The organism is Pseudomonas sp. NEEL19 (genome assembly GCF_028751975.1).
GTDB lineage: Bacteria > Pseudomonadota > Gammaproteobacteria > Pseudomonadales > Pseudomonadaceae > Aquipseudomonas > Aquipseudomonas juntendi.
Window position 1 is genome coordinate 4454678 of sequence record NZ_CP081491.1, and the last position, 15323, is coordinate 4470000.

Consider the following 15323-nt stretch of genomic DNA (forward strand, 5'->3'; position numbering starts at 1 on the left):
GACGTCTCCTTAACGCAGGCTGATGGTGGTGTTCACACCGTCGTTGACGCTGTCGTCATCGAACCAGCGGGCAGTGACGGTCTTGGTCTGAGTGTAGAACTGCACCACTTGCTTGCCGTATGGGCCGAGGTCGCCGAGCTTGGAGCCACGGGAGCCGGTGAAGCTGAAGAACGGTACCGGTACCGGGATCGGGATGTTGATTCCGACCTGGCCGATATCGATTTCGCTCTGGAACTTGCGCGCTGCCGCGCCGCTTTGGGTGAACAGGCCAGTGCCGTTGCCGAACGGGTTGGCGTTGACCAGGGCGATGGCTTCGTCGAGGGTATCGACCTCCAGGGTCACCAGCACCGGGCCGAAGATTTCCTGGGTGTAGACCTGCATGTCAGTCTTCACACCCGAGAACAGGGTTGGGCCAACGAAGTTGCCGTGCTCGTAACCCGGCACCGTGACGTCGCGCCCATCGAGTTCCAGCTTGGCGCCTTCCTTGATGCCGCTTTCGATCAGGCCCAGCACACGCTCCTTGGCGCGTTTGGAAACCACCGGGCCGACATCGGTGCCTGGCTCACACCCGGCATTGACCTTGAGCTTGCTGGCTGCTTCCTTGATGTCCGGCAGCCACTCACGGGCCTTGCCCACCAGCACCGCTACCGAGGTGGCCATGCAGCGCTGGCCCGCCGCGCCGAAGGCGGCACCGACCAGAGCATTGATGGTTTGCGTACGGTTGGCATCGGGCAGCACCACGGCGTGGTTCTTGGCGCCCATCATCGACTGCACGCGCTTGCCGTGCTGGCTGCCCAGGTTGTACACGTGGGTACCGACTTCGGTAGAGCCGACGAAGGAAATCGCCTTGATGTCCTGATGGGTACAGATGGCATCCACCACCTGTTTGCCACCGTGCACCACGTTCAGCACCCCGGCCGGTACGCCGGCTTCCAGCGCCAGCTCGACCAGCAGCATGGTCGACAGCGGGTCCTGCTCGGACGGTTTGAGCACAAAGGTGTTGCCGCAGACGATGGCCATGGGGAACATCCACAGCGGGATCATCGCCGGGAAATTGAACGGCGTGATGCCAGCGCATACACCGATAGGCTGGCGCAGGGTGTAGGTATCGACACCGCCGGCGACGTTTTCGGCGAATTCACCCATCTGCAAGGTGCCGATGGAAGCAGCGTGTTCCACCACTTCCAGGCCGCGGAAAATATCACCCTCGGCGTCAGCCAGGGTTTTGCCCTGCTCGGCGCTGAGCACCTGGGCAATGCGCTTGGTGTGTTCGCGAATAAGCGCCTGCAGCTTGAGCATGATGCGCATGCGCGCGCCAATCGGGGTGTCTCGCCAAGTCTTGAAGGCACGGTGGGCAGCGGCTACCGCTGCATCGACTTCATCTACCGTGGCGAACGGTACCCGCGCCAGCACCTCTTGGGTGGCCGGGTTGACGATGTCGCGCCATTCGGTGGTCTTGGACTCGACCCACTGGCCGTCGATCAGCAGCTTCACCTGGTCGACCTTGGTCGGGTTCGGGGATTGCGGTGCGTTCATCTGCGTTCTCCTTGGAATTATTGTCGGGACGAGATCGCCAGCGCCAAGCAAACGCGAGGTGGCGTCCTGAGGCTTGTTTCGAGTATAGATGTGCAAACATCCAACAAGAACGCACAAAAAAACCGGATCATCATGCAAAAAGATCTCACATCCCTGAGCGCGCTCAACTGGGACGATTTGAAGTTTTTCCTTGAAGTGGCCCGTACCCGCAAGGCCAGCAGTGCCGCCAAACGACTGAGCGTGGACTACACCACGGTGTCGCGCCGCATCAGCTCGCTGGAGGGGGCGCTGGGCACGTTGCTGTTCGAAAAGTCGCGCACCAACGGCTTTGTTCTCACCGCCGAGGGCCAGCGTTTGCTGGGCTATGCCGAGTCGATCGAAAGCACGCTGCACATGGCGTGCGAGCAGGTATCCGGGTCGAGCGTGGCGTTGTCGGGGCATGTGCGCATGGGGTGCACAGAAGGCTTCGGCAGTTTCTTCATTACCCCGCAGTTGAGCCACTTCGTCGACGCCTATCCGGCCATTTCGGTGGATATCCTGCCGCTGCCGCACTTCATTAGCCTGTCCAAGCGCGAGGCGGATATCGTCATCGCCCTGGAGCGGCCCGAGCATGGGCCTTATGTGTGCTGCAAGCTGTGCGACTACAGCTTGCGGCTGTATGCGACGCAGGGCTACCTGGACAGCCATGCGCCGATATGCCAGGTGGCTGACCTGGCCAGGCACCCGTTCATCAGTTACGTGGACGACCTGGCGTTCAGCTCAGAGCTCTTGTACCTCGCCAACCTGATCCCCGGCGCCACTGCGCATCTACGCAGTACCAGTGTGATTGCACAGTACACGGCGGCGTTGCAGGGCCGCGGGCTGGCGATCCTGCCGTGTTTCCTGGCTGCGCAGGATCCACGGCTGGTCACGGTGTTGCCAGAGGACATCGAGGTGACCCGGCAATTCTGGATGTATTGCCGGGAGGACCTGCGCAAGCTGAAGCGGATCACCCTGTTGTGGGATTACATTCGCGGGGTGACCGAGGCGAATGCGCCGTTGTTGATGGGGCAGACCCGGGAAATGCGCTTTGCCCAGCAGTGACGGGGCTCAGTAAGACGCCACCACGATGGACACGCGCCGGTTCTCTGTACGCCCGGCGCTGGTGCGGTTGTCTGCCACCGGCTGGCTGCTGCCCAGGCCCTGGCTCTGGATGTTCTGCGGCTGCATGCCGACCCCGACCAAGGCTTTGGCCACGCTCTGCGCGCGGCGCTCGGACAACTCCTGGTTGTAGGCCGCCTTGCCCGACGAGTCGGTATGCCCGTCTACCCGCACACGCTGAATACCCACGCCCAGCAGTGCCTTGCCGATCCGCTCGACAATCGCCTGGCTCTGGCTGTTGAGGCTGTCCAGGTCACTGCCGAACAACACTTTGCCAGACAAGTCATACGCCCAGCCTTCATCGGTGGGGGTAAAGCCTTCGCGCTTGAGCACGGCAATCTGTTCCGGGGTCAGCCCCTTGGGCGGCGCGCTTTGGCAGCCGGTCAGCGCCAGCACAGCGAGCAACAAGGCCCACAGTGGAAAACGTAAAGCCTGTATCACGGGTTCAGCTCCTGTTGTCGATAGGGTTGGCGGACCGTTCCGTCTGCGCCACTTGCCAATGGCCACGCCGTTTGCGCTTGGCCTGATACATCGCCGCATCGGCGGCATTCAGAAGACTGGCCGGGTCGGCGCCGTCTTCCGGGTAATAGGCGATACCGACGCTCACCGACGTGGCGACACTGCGGCCGCTGTCCAGCTGCACCGGCAGCTTCATGCTGGCGACGATTTTTTCGGCAATGTGCTCGGCATCCCGGCGCGTTTGCAAGGGCGTCAGCAGCACGGCGAATTCGTCACCGCCCAAACGTGCAACCAGATCATGCTCACGCAACTGGGCACGCAGGCGCTCGGCCACGCTGATCAGCACCTCGTCCCCCACCGCATGGCCCAGCGTGTCGTTGATCTGCTTGAAATGGTCACTGTCGAGGAACAGCAGCGCCATGTGATCCTGCTGGCTGGCTGCGTTGCGCACGCTGCGGCTCAGGCGCCCTTCGAAGAAGGCGCGGTTGGGCAGGCCGGTCAGGCTGTCGTGGCTGGCCTGGTGGGCCAAGGTCTGGTTTTCGCTCTGCAGGTGGCTTTGCCACACTTCCAGTTCGTCCAGCAGGGCGTTGAAGTCATTCCCCAGCTCGTTGAGCTCGGCAATCGCCGTTTCCGGCACACGCCGGTCGAAGCTGCGCTCGCGGCGGGCGGCGTGGGCGACGCTGGCCAAGCCGCGCAGCGGCCGGGTGATATCGCCGAGCAGGCGCCGCGACAGGTACTGGGCAGCCAAGGCGCTCAAGACCGTGCAACACAGAATACCGGCAAGCCCCCCCAGCATGAACAGCAACAGGCTACGCCCCTGGCCAACCAGTTCGATGCGCCCGATCTGTTGCTGCTGGTGCATGATCGGCAGCTTGACCGGTTCGTCCAGCAACGCGCTGGCGACCTGCGCTTCCAGCAGGGCAAGCATGCCCGAATCGGCACGCTGCCAGCGCGCCAGTTGCTCGCCTTCACCATTGAAGACCCTGGCCTCGGCCACTTCCTCGGCGCTGGCGATCAGCCCCAGCGCTTCACTGGCGGCGGCACTGTCATCGAACACCACCGCCGCCTCCACGGTGTAGCTGATCGACCGGGCAATCAGTTGCAGGTTGTGATTGGCGTAGACGCTCAAGGCCAGCACGCCCAACAGGGTCAAGGAAATACCGGCCAGGCCCACGGCCAGCAAGGCGACATTCAAGTGTGCACGGCCCAGCACCGAACGCAGGGTTGGGCGCAGGTTGCGCTTGCGGGTCGGCCTCATGGTTGCACCGCCCGGCGCCGCGACAGCTGCAGCACGCTGGGGTGAATGCGTACCCCGGAGCGCGCCACCGAGTCAAGGTTGACCTCGAAGGCCACCTGCTGGTCGCTGACCCGCAGGCAGAACAGGCTGCCGATGGTGCATGGGTCATTCGATTCGCTGATGCTCAGGACCGGGTAGCCGCTGACCCGCTCGAACAGCTTGTCACGCTGGCGCTGGTCGAGCTTGCCGATGTAGATCGCATCACACGCCTGAGCGACCTGACTGTCATCTGCCAGCAAGCGCTTCACTTGCAGCGGGCGGCCAGACTCTTGCACCTGGCCTTTGATCAGGTCGTCCGCGTATTCGGTGGGGCCGACCAGGCACAGGCGCAATGGAGACGGCTCCACCGGCCAGCGCGCGTAGCTGAAAATGCCCAGCACGACCTGGGTGACGGCCTTGGCCCGTTGCTGCGCCTGGGCGTTGGTTGTGGCGGTGTTCGCCCCGGCAGAGCCCGTAGCGATACACAGCACGGCCAGCAATACCGAGAGCGCACAGTTTGTCACACGTCTTGCGGCCACGTGCATGTGGGGAATCTCTCAAAGTCCTTTCTGGTTTCGGCGCAACGATAGCACATGGCCGTATCGATGTCGGAAAGCGGGCACCACGGAGGTGGGCACGGGCTGCGCCCGTGTTCGCGGGCCCGCCCGCTCCCATAGGGGATCTCCACCTGGTTTCGGCCGGGGTCAGACTTGCTCCAGCATCAACCCGGAAATGCGCCTTACCTTGCGCGACACCGCTTCTTCGAAAATGCCCTGGCGCGGCTCGACCAGGCTGAAACAGTGCTTGGCGCGGGTGATCCCGGTGTAGACCAGCTCCTTGGTCAGCACCGGGTTCAGTGCGTCGGGCAGTACCAGTGCGGTGTGGCCGAACTCCGAACCCTGGGACTTGTGCACCGTCATGGCAAATACCGTTTCCACTTCATTCAGGCGGCTGGGCAGGACAAAACGCACGCCGCCGCTGCCGTCATTACGCGGGAAGGCCACCCGCAGCAGCGGCTCGCCGCGCTCGTCCGGCAAACGCAGGGCAATGCCGATGTCGCCGTTCATCAGGCCCAAGCCGTAGTCGTTGCGGGTGACTAGCACCGGGCGCCCTTCGTACCAAGGCTGCTGGCTGTCGATCAGGCCGGCGCCGTGCAGCACCCGCGCCACCCGCTCGTTGAGCCCTCCGACGCCCCAGGCACCGCGGCGTACCGCACACAGCAACTGGAAGTCCTCGAAACTGTGCAACACCTTGCCCGCCCACTGCTCCCAGGCGGGGTCGTCGAACGGGGTATCCAGCAATGGCCGATAGCGGCCAAGGGTACGCAAATAACTGCGGTACCCTTGTGGCCCTTCGCTGCCCTGGTTCAAGCCGTCGAGCAGCAGGCGGTCGAAGGCGCGGTCCTGCTCGTGCCTGAGCACCAGGCTGTGCACATCAGCCGGTGGCATGGCCAGCAAGTTGCGCGCCGCAAGGGCGTCCTGCCGGTTGACCAGCCGCGCCAGTTGGCCAATGCCGCTGCCTTCGCCAAAGCGCCGCGAAAAGCGCAGCATCACCACTTGCTGGGCCAGCGGGTTGCGCTGTTCATCGCCAACCTTGAGGCCACTGCCAGCCAGCGATTCCCCACTGACCTGTTCGAGCCAGCTGGCGGTGGCCGGCGCGTAATAACCTTCTTCGGCGTCCCGGCACAGGTCACCCAGCACGGCACCGGCCTCGACCGAGGCCAGCTGGTCCTTGTCACCCAGCAATACCAGGCGTGCCCGCGCTGGCAAGGCGTCGAGCAGGTTGGCCATCATCTCCAGGTCGATCATCGAGGCTTCGTCGACCACCAGCACATCCAGCGGCAACGGGTTGCCGGCATGGTGGCGGAAGTGCCGCGAACCCGGGCGGCTACCGAGCAGGCGGTGCACGGTGCTGACGTCGGTCGGCACCTGCTCGCGTACCTGGGCACTGACCTGCAGGCGCTCGACCTGCTGGCCAATGGACTCGGTCAGGCGCGCAGCGGCCTTGCCGGTGGGTGCCGCCAGGCGGATACGCAATGGCCTGCCCTGCTCCACCGCCGGCGCTTGCAACAACGCCAGCAGGCGCACCACCGTAGTGGTCTTGCCCGTACCGGGGCCGCCAGTGATGATGCTGAAGCCGGCGCGGGTGGCCAGGGCGCAGGCGAGCTTCTGCCAGTCCACCTGGCCTGCCGCGGCGCCGCCCTCGAACAACTGCGCCAGGCGTTGCGGCAAGTCCGCCGGCGCTGCTTCAGCCTGGCTCAGGCGCAGGCGCAAGGTGTGGTCGATACGCCGCTCGTAGCTCCAGTAACGGCGCAGGTACAGGCGCTGGCCGCTGAGCACCAGGGGGCGCGCCTGCTGGCCCGGTGCGTCGCCAGCGGCCACCAGCGGGCTGGCAACGATGCGTTGGCGCCATGCTTGCAAGTCGAGGTTGGCCAGCAATTGCGAAGGCAACAGCAACGGGCCGGTCAGTGCGTCGCCCTCTGGCGGCAACGACAGGGCAAAGTCGGGCTCGGCCAGGGTTTGCTGCAGGTCGAGGCAGACGTGGCCGTGGCCCAGTTGATGGCTGGCCAACGCTGCGGCAAGCAGCAGCAAGGGGTCACTGCCTGGGGCCCGCTCTTCCAGAAATGACACGAACGCACGGTCAAGCGGCCGTAGCCAGCCGCGTTCGACCCAGCGGTCGAGCAGTTGCAGCAGGTCACCGCTGTCAGTTTGCGGCGCCAGCGCCAGCAGGTACTCGGCGTGCAATGGGGTGGGCAACAGGTCGACAAGGCTGCGACTCATGGCATGACTCCGGCAAACAGGTCCTGCTGGGTGGGCGGGTGCTCGCCACGGAACAGCGCATCCAGGCTTTCGATCAATTCACGCGGTGGCTTGGTGAAGTAAACGCCGTGCCCGCTGCTGCTGGCGCCCCGCAGGAAGATGAACAAGGCACCGCCCACGTGGCGGTCATAATCGTAACCCGGCAGCCGCGCGCGCAGTTGCCGGTGCAGGGCCAGCAGGTACAACACGTACTGCAGGTCGTAGCGGTGTTCGAGGATGGCTTTTTCCATGGCCAGGGCATCGTAAGCCTGGGTATCCGGGCCAAGCCAGTTGGATTTGTAGTCGGTCACGTAGTAGCGGCCGTCCAGCTCGAATGCCAGGTCGATAAACCCTTTGAACATGCCATTGAGCAGCGTCGGCTGCGCCGCCGGGCGCGCCAGGCCGGGATGGGTGTGGCGTGCTACCAGACGATCCAACTGCTCGGCGTCGACGCGCTGGCTGGCGAACCAGAACTCCATTTCGATCTGGTAAGTGCACAGCTCCCCGAGCGTCACGCCCTGCTCACTGCCGGGCAAGGGCAAGGCCTCGTTCAGCAAGCGCTGCATCCACTGGCTGAGGGTGGGGATCCAACCCGTCCAGTCCCGGCGGTTGCAGCGCTGGCCAACGGTTCGCTCGATCAACTGCGGGTTACGGCTTACCAGGCTAAAGCCTTCGCGGCCTGCCCACTCCAGCAGACCGTGCAGGAAGGTGCCCGGGTTCGGCCCCCGCGGGAAGCGGTGGATATCACCGCTGTCGGCCGGAACTTCACGCAGCACCTGCACATCGACGACTTCGTCATCCTGTAGTTGCTGGGCCTGCGAGCTGTCGGCACCGAGGGTTTGGTCACCAACGCGCAGGGCGCTGTAGGAGGCGATCCACCAGTGCTCAGCGGCGGCGCGGCGTGGCTTGCGTGCCGGCAGTAATTCACGTTCGGCGTGGGGCATGCGATACACCTGCTGCTGCGCCGGCGGCAGGCCTGGGCAGGCGATGTGCGGGCAACCCGCGGCCAGGGCCTGCAACCAGTCGGCCAACTGCGCCGAACTGGCCAGGGCAAGGCCGCCCCCCAGCAGATACCCCAACGCCGAGCGGTGCAACTGCGACGTTTTCTGGTTGCCGCGCTTGAGGTCGGCGACACCCAGCCAGCAGGCATGCTGGGCACGGGTAAGGGCCACATACAGCAGGCGAAGGTCTTCGGCCAGGCGCTCATCGTCGGCGCGTTCGATCTGCTCCTGGTCTGGGGTCAGGGTAAGGTGGGCGTGGCCTTCAGGGTCGTGCCACGCCAGCGGCAGCCGGCTACCGTCCACAGGTTTGCTGGTGCAGATGAACGGCAGGTAGACCAGCGGATACTCCAGGCCCTTGGACTTGTGGATGGTCACCACCTTGACCAGCTGTTCGTCGCTTTCCAGGCGCAGGATCTGGTCCTCACCAGCCTGGCCAGAACTGGCCAGGTGCTCGGCCAGGTGGCGAATCAGCGCCTGTTCGCCATCGAGTTCGCCAGCTGCCTGCTGCAGCAACTCGGCCAGGTGCAGCAGGTTGGTCAGCACCCGTTCGCCATCGCTGCGGCGGATCAGCGTGCGCGGCAGCTGGAAGTCATGCAGCAGGTGGCGCAGCATAGGCAGTACGCCCTGGCGCTGCCAGGTTTCGCGGTAGTAGCGGAACCGCATGACCCAGCCTTCCCAGACCCGCTCGTCCTGGTTCAAGCGGTCCAGTGCGGGCAACGACAGGCCTAAGGTAAGGCTGGCCAGGGCCGCCTTGAGCAGGCGCTCCGAATCGGGCTCGGCGCAGGCCTTGAGCCAGGCCAGCAGGTCGTGGGCTTCCTGGGCAGCGAACACCGAGTCCTTGTCGGACAGGTACACACTGCGTACATCGCGTGCGGCCAGCTCGGCGCGCACCAGCTGCGCTTCGTGGCCATCCCGCACCAGAATGGCGATGTCTGACGGCAGGCAGGGGCGCAGTTCGCCTTCGGCACTGCGGAAACCGGCCGTGCCTTGCTGGCCGCCATTGAGCATATCGACAATGTGGCTGGCGCAACTGGCGGCCAGTTGCTGGCGGTAGACACTGCCGGATACCGGCTCTTCGCTCTGCAGCTCCCAGCATTGCAGGGCAGCGCTGGCTTCGCCGTTGATCACCAGCTGTTCGCTACGGCCTTTGGCGTGCACCTCGATGAACGGCAACGGGTTGTCATCCGCACCGCGGAACAGGAACGCCCCGCGCCCTCCCTGACGCGCCTCGGCCTGCAGGAACACCTGATTGACTGCCGCCACCATGGCCTTGCTGGAGCGGTAGTTGGTGTCCAGGCTGTGCAGCCGACCGCTGGTGGCCCGCCGTGCGGCGAGGTAGGTGTAAATGTCTGCACCGCGGAAGGCGTAGATCGCTTGCTTCGGGTCGCCAATCATGAACAGGCCGGTGTCCGGGCGGTTTTCGCTGATCTGGTAGATACGCTCGAAAATGCCGTACTGCACCGGGTCGGTGTCCTGGAATTCGTCGATCAGGGCCACCGGGAACTGCTCACGAATCAGCCCGGCCAGGCGCTCGCCGGCTTCACTGGCCAGTGCGTGCTGCAAGCGCACCAGCATATCGTCAAAGCCCATTTCTGCCCGCCGGCGCTTCTCCACTTCAAACCGTGCCGAAACCCAATTGGCGGCATGCTCGAGCAGGGGGGCATCCGGGCTATCCAGGGCTTGCAGGTGTTGCGCCAGGGTCTGCATGGCATCCAGGCCTGGGTGCGCGGGTGGCTCGCCCTTCCAGGCCTCGGCCATGCCGGCCGGTGTCAGGCGGGTGAAGCCGGTACCGAGGTCGAGCTCCACCTGTTGTTCGTCCGTAGCCCACGCGTGGAGCTTGTCGAACCAGGGTTCGAAATAGCGCGCCTGCATCTTGCGGCCGTCGACCTGCTTGGCAGCCAGGGCATCGCGGCAGATCTGCCGCAGCTCTTCGGCCCACTGTAGCCAAGGCGCCTTGAGCCGGGCCAACTGTTCGCTGCGCTGCTGCAGCGATGCCTCGATCAGTGCCGCCGGTTCCGCGCCGTGCTGCTCGGCCCGCACCCGGCCGAACAAGGGGCGAATGCGCGGGAGCAAGGCGTCGGGGCTGACCCAATGGTTGCGCACCCACGCCAGCGCTTGGCCTTGCATGCTGTAGCAGAAGCGCCGCCAGTAATCGCGCATGACTTGGCCCAGCAGCTCGCTGTGGTCGGTTTCCAGGGTCTGGGTGAACAGGCTGCCGCTGTCGAAAGCGTGCTCGCGCAGCATGCGCTGGCACCAGCCGTGAATGGTCGATACCGCTGCTTCGTCCATCCACTGCACCGCAATTTCCAGGCGCCCGGCACAGCGCGGCCAGGCCTCTTGCGGGTAGTCGTCACGCAGTTGGTGCAGCAAAGGGTCGGCGCCCTCCAGCTCGCCACGGAAGAAGCGTGCAGCTTCTGCCAGGCGCGCACGGATACGCTCGCGCAACTCCTTGGTGGCGGCGTCGGTGAAGGTCACCACAAGAATCTGCGGTGGCAGCAGTTCGCGTGCAAACCCCTGCTCGCCGCCATGCCCGAGGATCAGGCGCAGGTACAGGGCGGAAATGGTGAAGGTCTTGCCGGTGCCGGCACTGGCCTCGATCAGCTGGCTGCCATGCAAGGGGAAACTCAACGCCAAGGGGCGGGCCTGGGTCATGCGCCTTTCTCCGGGTTGCCCAGGGTCTGCCAGGGTGCGGTGAACAATGGGCGGTACAAGGTTTCGCACCAGCCTTCAAAGGTTTCGTCGGCGGTGAGTGCGGCGAAATCACGGAACTGCCGAGCCAGGGCGATGCTTTCACTGCGCTCGCCGAAACTGTTGCGTTCATCGCCCTCGTAGGCGCGGGCCGCAGCGGCCAGGGCTTTGTCGGCATCGTCGTGGGACAGCCAGGCAAAAGCCGTTTTCGCCGCCACCGAGAGGGGCGCGTTCATCGCGGCCTGGCGCGCCACCAGCAGGTCGCCCAACAGTTGCCCGGCGGCGCCTTGCGGCAGCGGTGCCAGCAACAGGGTCAGGTCGCTGGCGACCAGGGCGCTATGGTAGGCGTAGCCTGCGGCACAGGCCGCCAAGTGGGTGACCCAGGGCGCGATCAGGCGGTGCCACTTCAGGTTGTTGCGCCCGGCACTGATGGTGTTGGGCACGGTGGTAATACTCAGAAGGCTTTGGTCGTCGGCCTGGAATACCCGCCCCAGCCAGCCTTCGAGACGGTGCCGGCCGTGCTCGAAATGAACGGGCAAAGCGCCCTCGACCAAGCGCGGCCAGCGTTGCAGCAACTGCTGGTGGCGTTGCAGCAGGTCGGGTAACGGCTCGATCAACTCGCTTTGCAGCAGCTCGCCGAACCCCGCCATTGGCAGCACGCCGCAAGCCTGCAAACGCCGGGCCTGGGCCTGCAGGGCCTGCTCGGCGTTGCCCGGTGCGGCCAAGGCGACACCGAGCAGGCTTTCACTGGCGCCGTAGCGCTGCAGGGTGTCGAGGGTGAAGGGTTCTTCGTCCGGGGTCGGCGCCTCCAGCGCTTCGAAGTACACCTTGAGGCGCTGACTGAAGAAATGCCGAACCGGGTGGCGCAGGAAGTCACTCAGCTGGGTCAGGGTAAGCGCTTCATCATCCTGATAGGGCGCCAGGGCTGGTTCGCCCTGCGGGTCGCCTTCGCTTTGCTGGTGCAACACTTGCCATTCGTGGGCATAGCTGAACAGGGGGCTGCCCTTCTGGAAGTAGCGCGGGCTGAACGGTTGCAGCGGGTGCTCTTGGGTCAGGGCGTGCAGCAGCTGCTCGCCCGCCTGTGTCGCCTGGCCCTGCTGCGCGCCGTTCAGCTGCCAACCCGCCGCAAGGTGGTCGCGCAACTGCCCGATCAACACCGAGGCCGGGCGTTCGCTGTTGTCACGGATACTGCGCCCGACCCAGCTGACGTACAGCTGGTCACGTGCCGACAGCAGCGCTTCGAGCAGCAGATAACGATCGTCCTCACGGCGTGAGCGGTCACCGGGGCGGTAGTCGCTGGCCATCAGGTCGAAGTCCAGCGGCTGCTGGGCGCGGGGGTAATCACCATCGTTCATGCCCAGCAGGCACACCACCCGAAACGGGATCGCACGCATGGGCATGAGCGTGCAAAAATTCACCGAGCCCGCCAGGAAACGTTGCGACAGCTTGCCTTGGTCCAGCCCCGACAGCCAGGCCTCGCGCACCACGGTCAATGGCAGAGGTTCCTGCAGGCCGACCGTTTCGCATACTTCAAGCCAGCTATCGCGCAGATCCTGCAACTGGATCAGCAGGAATTCGTCGTGCTCGTCCTCGGCCAGGAAGAACACATGCAACAGGGCATGCAGGCGCTCGCCCCACTGGCTGACGGTGGCCGGTTCGGCCAGGGCCTGGCAGGCGACATCCAGTGCGTCGAGCAGGGCCACCAGCGGGCCGATCAGGGCTGCGTCCAGACCACCGATTTCATCGTACGGCTCAATACCGTCACACGCTTCGCCCACGCCTACGGCATACCCCAACAGCATGCGTCGCAAACCAAAGCGCCAGGTGTTCTGTTCAAGCCCGGCGGGCAAGCCAAGGCTGGCTCGCTGCTCGGCATCGAGGCCCCAGCGAATGCCTGCGCCTTCGATCCAGCGGTGCAGGGTAGGCAGGTCGTTTTCGCGGATACCGAACCGGGCTCTTACCGCCGGGACATCCAGCAGGTCGAGCACTTCGCTGACTGCAAAACGGCTGTCCGGCAGCTTGAGCAGGTGTTCCAGCGCAATCAGCAGAGGTTCCCGGCCACGCTGCCCCTGGTCGGTCAGGGTGAACGGTATGTAACGCGGGTCACTGCGCTGCAGTTGGCCGAAAACGGCGCGGATGTGCGGCGCGTATGTGTCGATGGCCGGCAGCATGACGATGACATCACGCGGGCGTAATGTGGGGTCGGCACTGAAGCGAGCCAACAGCTGGTCGTGGAGAATCTCCACTTCGCGCTGGGGGCTGTGGGCAATGTGAAAACGGAACGAGCGGTCGTTGGCGGGATCGACTGGCGGCCACAGCGCGCGCGTTTCTGCCAGCGGGCGGAGTTCAAGAATGTCGTCCTGCAATTGATTGAGCAGCGTGGCGGGTGAACCGTCGCTGAACAGGTCGATGCGACCATCGCTGAACACGCCTTGGTAGCTACCCGGGTCGTCGTAGCTGTCGAGCAAGTTGATGTAGTCTCGGCCTTGCTTGCCCCAGGCAGCCAGTAATGGGTGTGCGTGCTGGTGCAGGGCCTGGTCGTCGAGCTGCAAGGGCATGCCTTGTTTGCGCTGCTGACGCTTGTATTGATGGCGCAGCAGGTCTTTGTCGGCAACGATGTCCGCCCAGTGGTGGCGACAAGGGTTGTGCACGCACAACAACACCTGGCTGAAGCGTGCGAGGCCAGCCAATGCCTCCAAGGCCTGGGCCGGCAGCGATGAAATGCCGAACACGATCACCCGCGAGGGTAACCCGGGGGGAGCCTGTTCCAGGCTATTGATACGTTCGATGAAGCGCTGGTGCACGCCGGCCCGGCTTTGCGCCATACCTTTTTCGCCGACGTCTTCCAGCAAGGCCTTCCACAACTCGGCCTGCCAGCGGTTAGCCGGGGGCAGGGCCTTGCGTTCGCCACGGGCGGTGTTCAGCACGTGCTCACCCGCTGCCCAGTCCCTGAGCCAGTCGGCCCGGTAGACCTGATACTGGTCGAACAGATCGGCCAGGCGCTCGGACAGCTGGTAGCGCTTGCGCAGGTCACCGTCATCCGTCAGGAAGCGGCGCAACGGCTCGAAGTGCGGGCGCTCGATCAGCGCTGGTAGCAGACGCATCAGGCGCCAGGTCAGCGGCGCTTTGTCGAGCAGGGATACCTCGGGAATTTCATCGCGCCCTAGCACGCTGCGGTACAACTGCCACATGAAGCTGCCGGGCAGTTGAACCTCGATTGCAGCGGCGATGCCGCAGCCACCTTGGTCGTCCTCCAGCGGGTCTTCCGCCAGCGCCAGCTTGAGCCATTGAGCGATACCGTTACTCTGCACCAGGGCGATTTCGTTTTCCAACGGTGCCAGCGGGTAACGACGCATCCAGCTCACCACAAGGCTGCGCAAATCGTCGAGGCGGTTGCCGTGGACGATCATGAAGCCGGGGTGAAGATGGGTGGTGTGGGGCATCGGAAACTCTCTGGCAGGTGCTGAGCTGAGGTTGGTGGGGGAAACGATATCACGCGTGATGCGTTCCCTGGGGGGCATGGCACGGGCTTCGCCCGTGTTCGCGGGCACGCCCGCTCCCACAGGGATTGTTGTGAGGCCAGGGGACTTTTTTGGAGCACAAAGACAAAACCCCTACCTGCATGCGCAGATAGGGGTTTTGCGAAATGAATCTTGACGATGACCTACTCTCACATGGGGAAACCCCACACTACCATCGGCGATGCATCGTTTCACTACTGAGTTCGGGATGGGATCAGGTGGTTCCAATGCTCTATGGTCGTCAAGAAATTCTGTAGCCAGAATGTCCAGTTGGACAGCCCAGCGAATCCGGATATGTGATGTTTGTGATGCCTTGCGAACTTTCGGTTCATGTCATCTTCACCACCGCAATCTGCGCTAGCAAATTGCTTGGGTGTTATATGGTCAAGCCTCACGGGCAATTAGTATTGGTTAGCTCAACGCCTCACAGCGCTTACACACCCAACCTATCAACGTCGTAGTCTTCGACGGCCCTTTAGGGGATTCAAGATCCCAGTGAGATCTCATCTTGAGGCAAGTTTCCCGCTTAGATGCTTTCAGCGGTTATCTCTTCCGAACATAGCTACCCGGCAATGCCACTGGCGTGACAACCGGAACACCAGAGGTTCGTCCACTCCGGTCCTCTCGTACTAGGAGCAGCCCCTCTCAAATCTCAAACGTCCACGGCAGATAGGGACCGAACTGTCTCACGACGTTCTAAACCCAGCTCGCGTACCACTTTAAATGGCGAACAGCCATACCCTTGGGACCGGCTTCAGCCCCAGGATGTGATGAGCCGACATCGAGGTGCCAAACACCGCCGTCGATATGAACTCTTGGGCGGTATCAGCCTGTTATCCCCGGAGTACCTTTTATCCGTTGAGCGATGGCCCTTCCATACAGAACCACCGGATCACTAAGACCT

The 15323-nt window shown here is 64.0% G+C and carries 8 protein-coding genes and 2 rRNA genes (1 of these 10 cut by a window edge); 1 reads left to right on the forward strand and 9 read right to left on the reverse strand.

Features of this window, described 5'->3' with window-relative positions; all coding sequences use genetic code 11:
• Window positions 1-9 precede the first annotated feature (9 nt).
• Window positions 10-1536 (reverse strand): CoA-acylating methylmalonate-semialdehyde dehydrogenase, encoded by a 1527-nt coding sequence (locus tag K4A76_RS19840; protein ID WP_274410982.1) that lies wholly within the window; start codon window positions 1534-1536, stop codon window positions 10-12.
• 132 nt (window positions 1537-1668) lie between these two features.
• Here K4A76_RS19840 and K4A76_RS19845 point away from each other — a divergent pair, with 132 nt between their 5' ends.
• A complete protein-coding gene (locus K4A76_RS19845; RefSeq protein WP_274410983.1) occupies window positions 1669-2619 on the forward strand; it encodes a LysR family transcriptional regulator in 951 nt (316 codons plus the stop codon).
• A gap of 6 nt (window positions 2620-2625) precedes the next feature.
• On the opposite strand, the gene K4A76_RS19850 is transcribed toward K4A76_RS19845, so the two are convergent.
• The 8 genes from K4A76_RS19850 to K4A76_RS19885 form a co-directional block, all read right to left on the reverse strand.
• Window positions 2626-3117 (reverse strand): OmpA family protein, encoded by a 492-nt coding sequence (locus K4A76_RS19850; protein WP_009683883.1) that lies wholly within the window; start codon window positions 3115-3117, stop codon window positions 2626-2628.
• A 4-nt stretch (window positions 3118-3121) separates the two neighbouring features.
• Entirely contained in the window at window positions 3122-4393 is a 1272-nt protein-coding gene (locus K4A76_RS19855; protein ID WP_274410984.1) for a diguanylate cyclase domain-containing protein, read from the reverse strand.
• On the reverse strand, window positions 4390-4956 hold the full coding sequence (locus K4A76_RS19860) for a YfiR family protein (RefSeq protein ID WP_054912324.1): 567 nt from the start codon (window positions 4954-4956) through the stop codon (window positions 4390-4392). The genes K4A76_RS19855 and K4A76_RS19860 overlap by 4 nt, the downstream gene beginning before the upstream one ends.
• Window positions 4957-5115: 159 nt before the next feature.
• Complete coding sequence (gene recD, locus K4A76_RS19865) at window positions 5116-7191, reverse strand: exodeoxyribonuclease V subunit alpha (protein WP_274410985.1); 2076 nt, start codon at window positions 7189-7191, stop codon at window positions 5116-5118.
• Window positions 7188-10862, reverse strand: a complete 3675-nt coding sequence (recB, locus tag K4A76_RS19870) for an exodeoxyribonuclease V subunit beta (protein WP_274410986.1) — start codon at window positions 10860-10862, stop codon at window positions 7188-7190. The genes recD and recB overlap by 4 nt, the downstream gene beginning before the upstream one ends.
• Window positions 10859-14341: an exodeoxyribonuclease V subunit gamma gene (gene recC, locus K4A76_RS19875; protein WP_274410987.1), complete on the reverse strand. Its 3483-nt coding sequence runs from the start codon at window positions 14339-14341 to the stop codon at window positions 10859-10861. The genes recB and recC overlap by 4 nt, the downstream gene beginning before the upstream one ends.
• Window positions 14342-14549: 208 nt before the next feature.
• Window positions 14550-14665 (reverse strand): 5S ribosomal RNA (gene rrf, locus K4A76_RS19880).
• Between the two features lie 134 nt (window positions 14666-14799).
• Window positions 14800-15323, reverse strand: a 23S ribosomal RNA gene (locus K4A76_RS19885); it runs 2369 nt beyond the window's last position.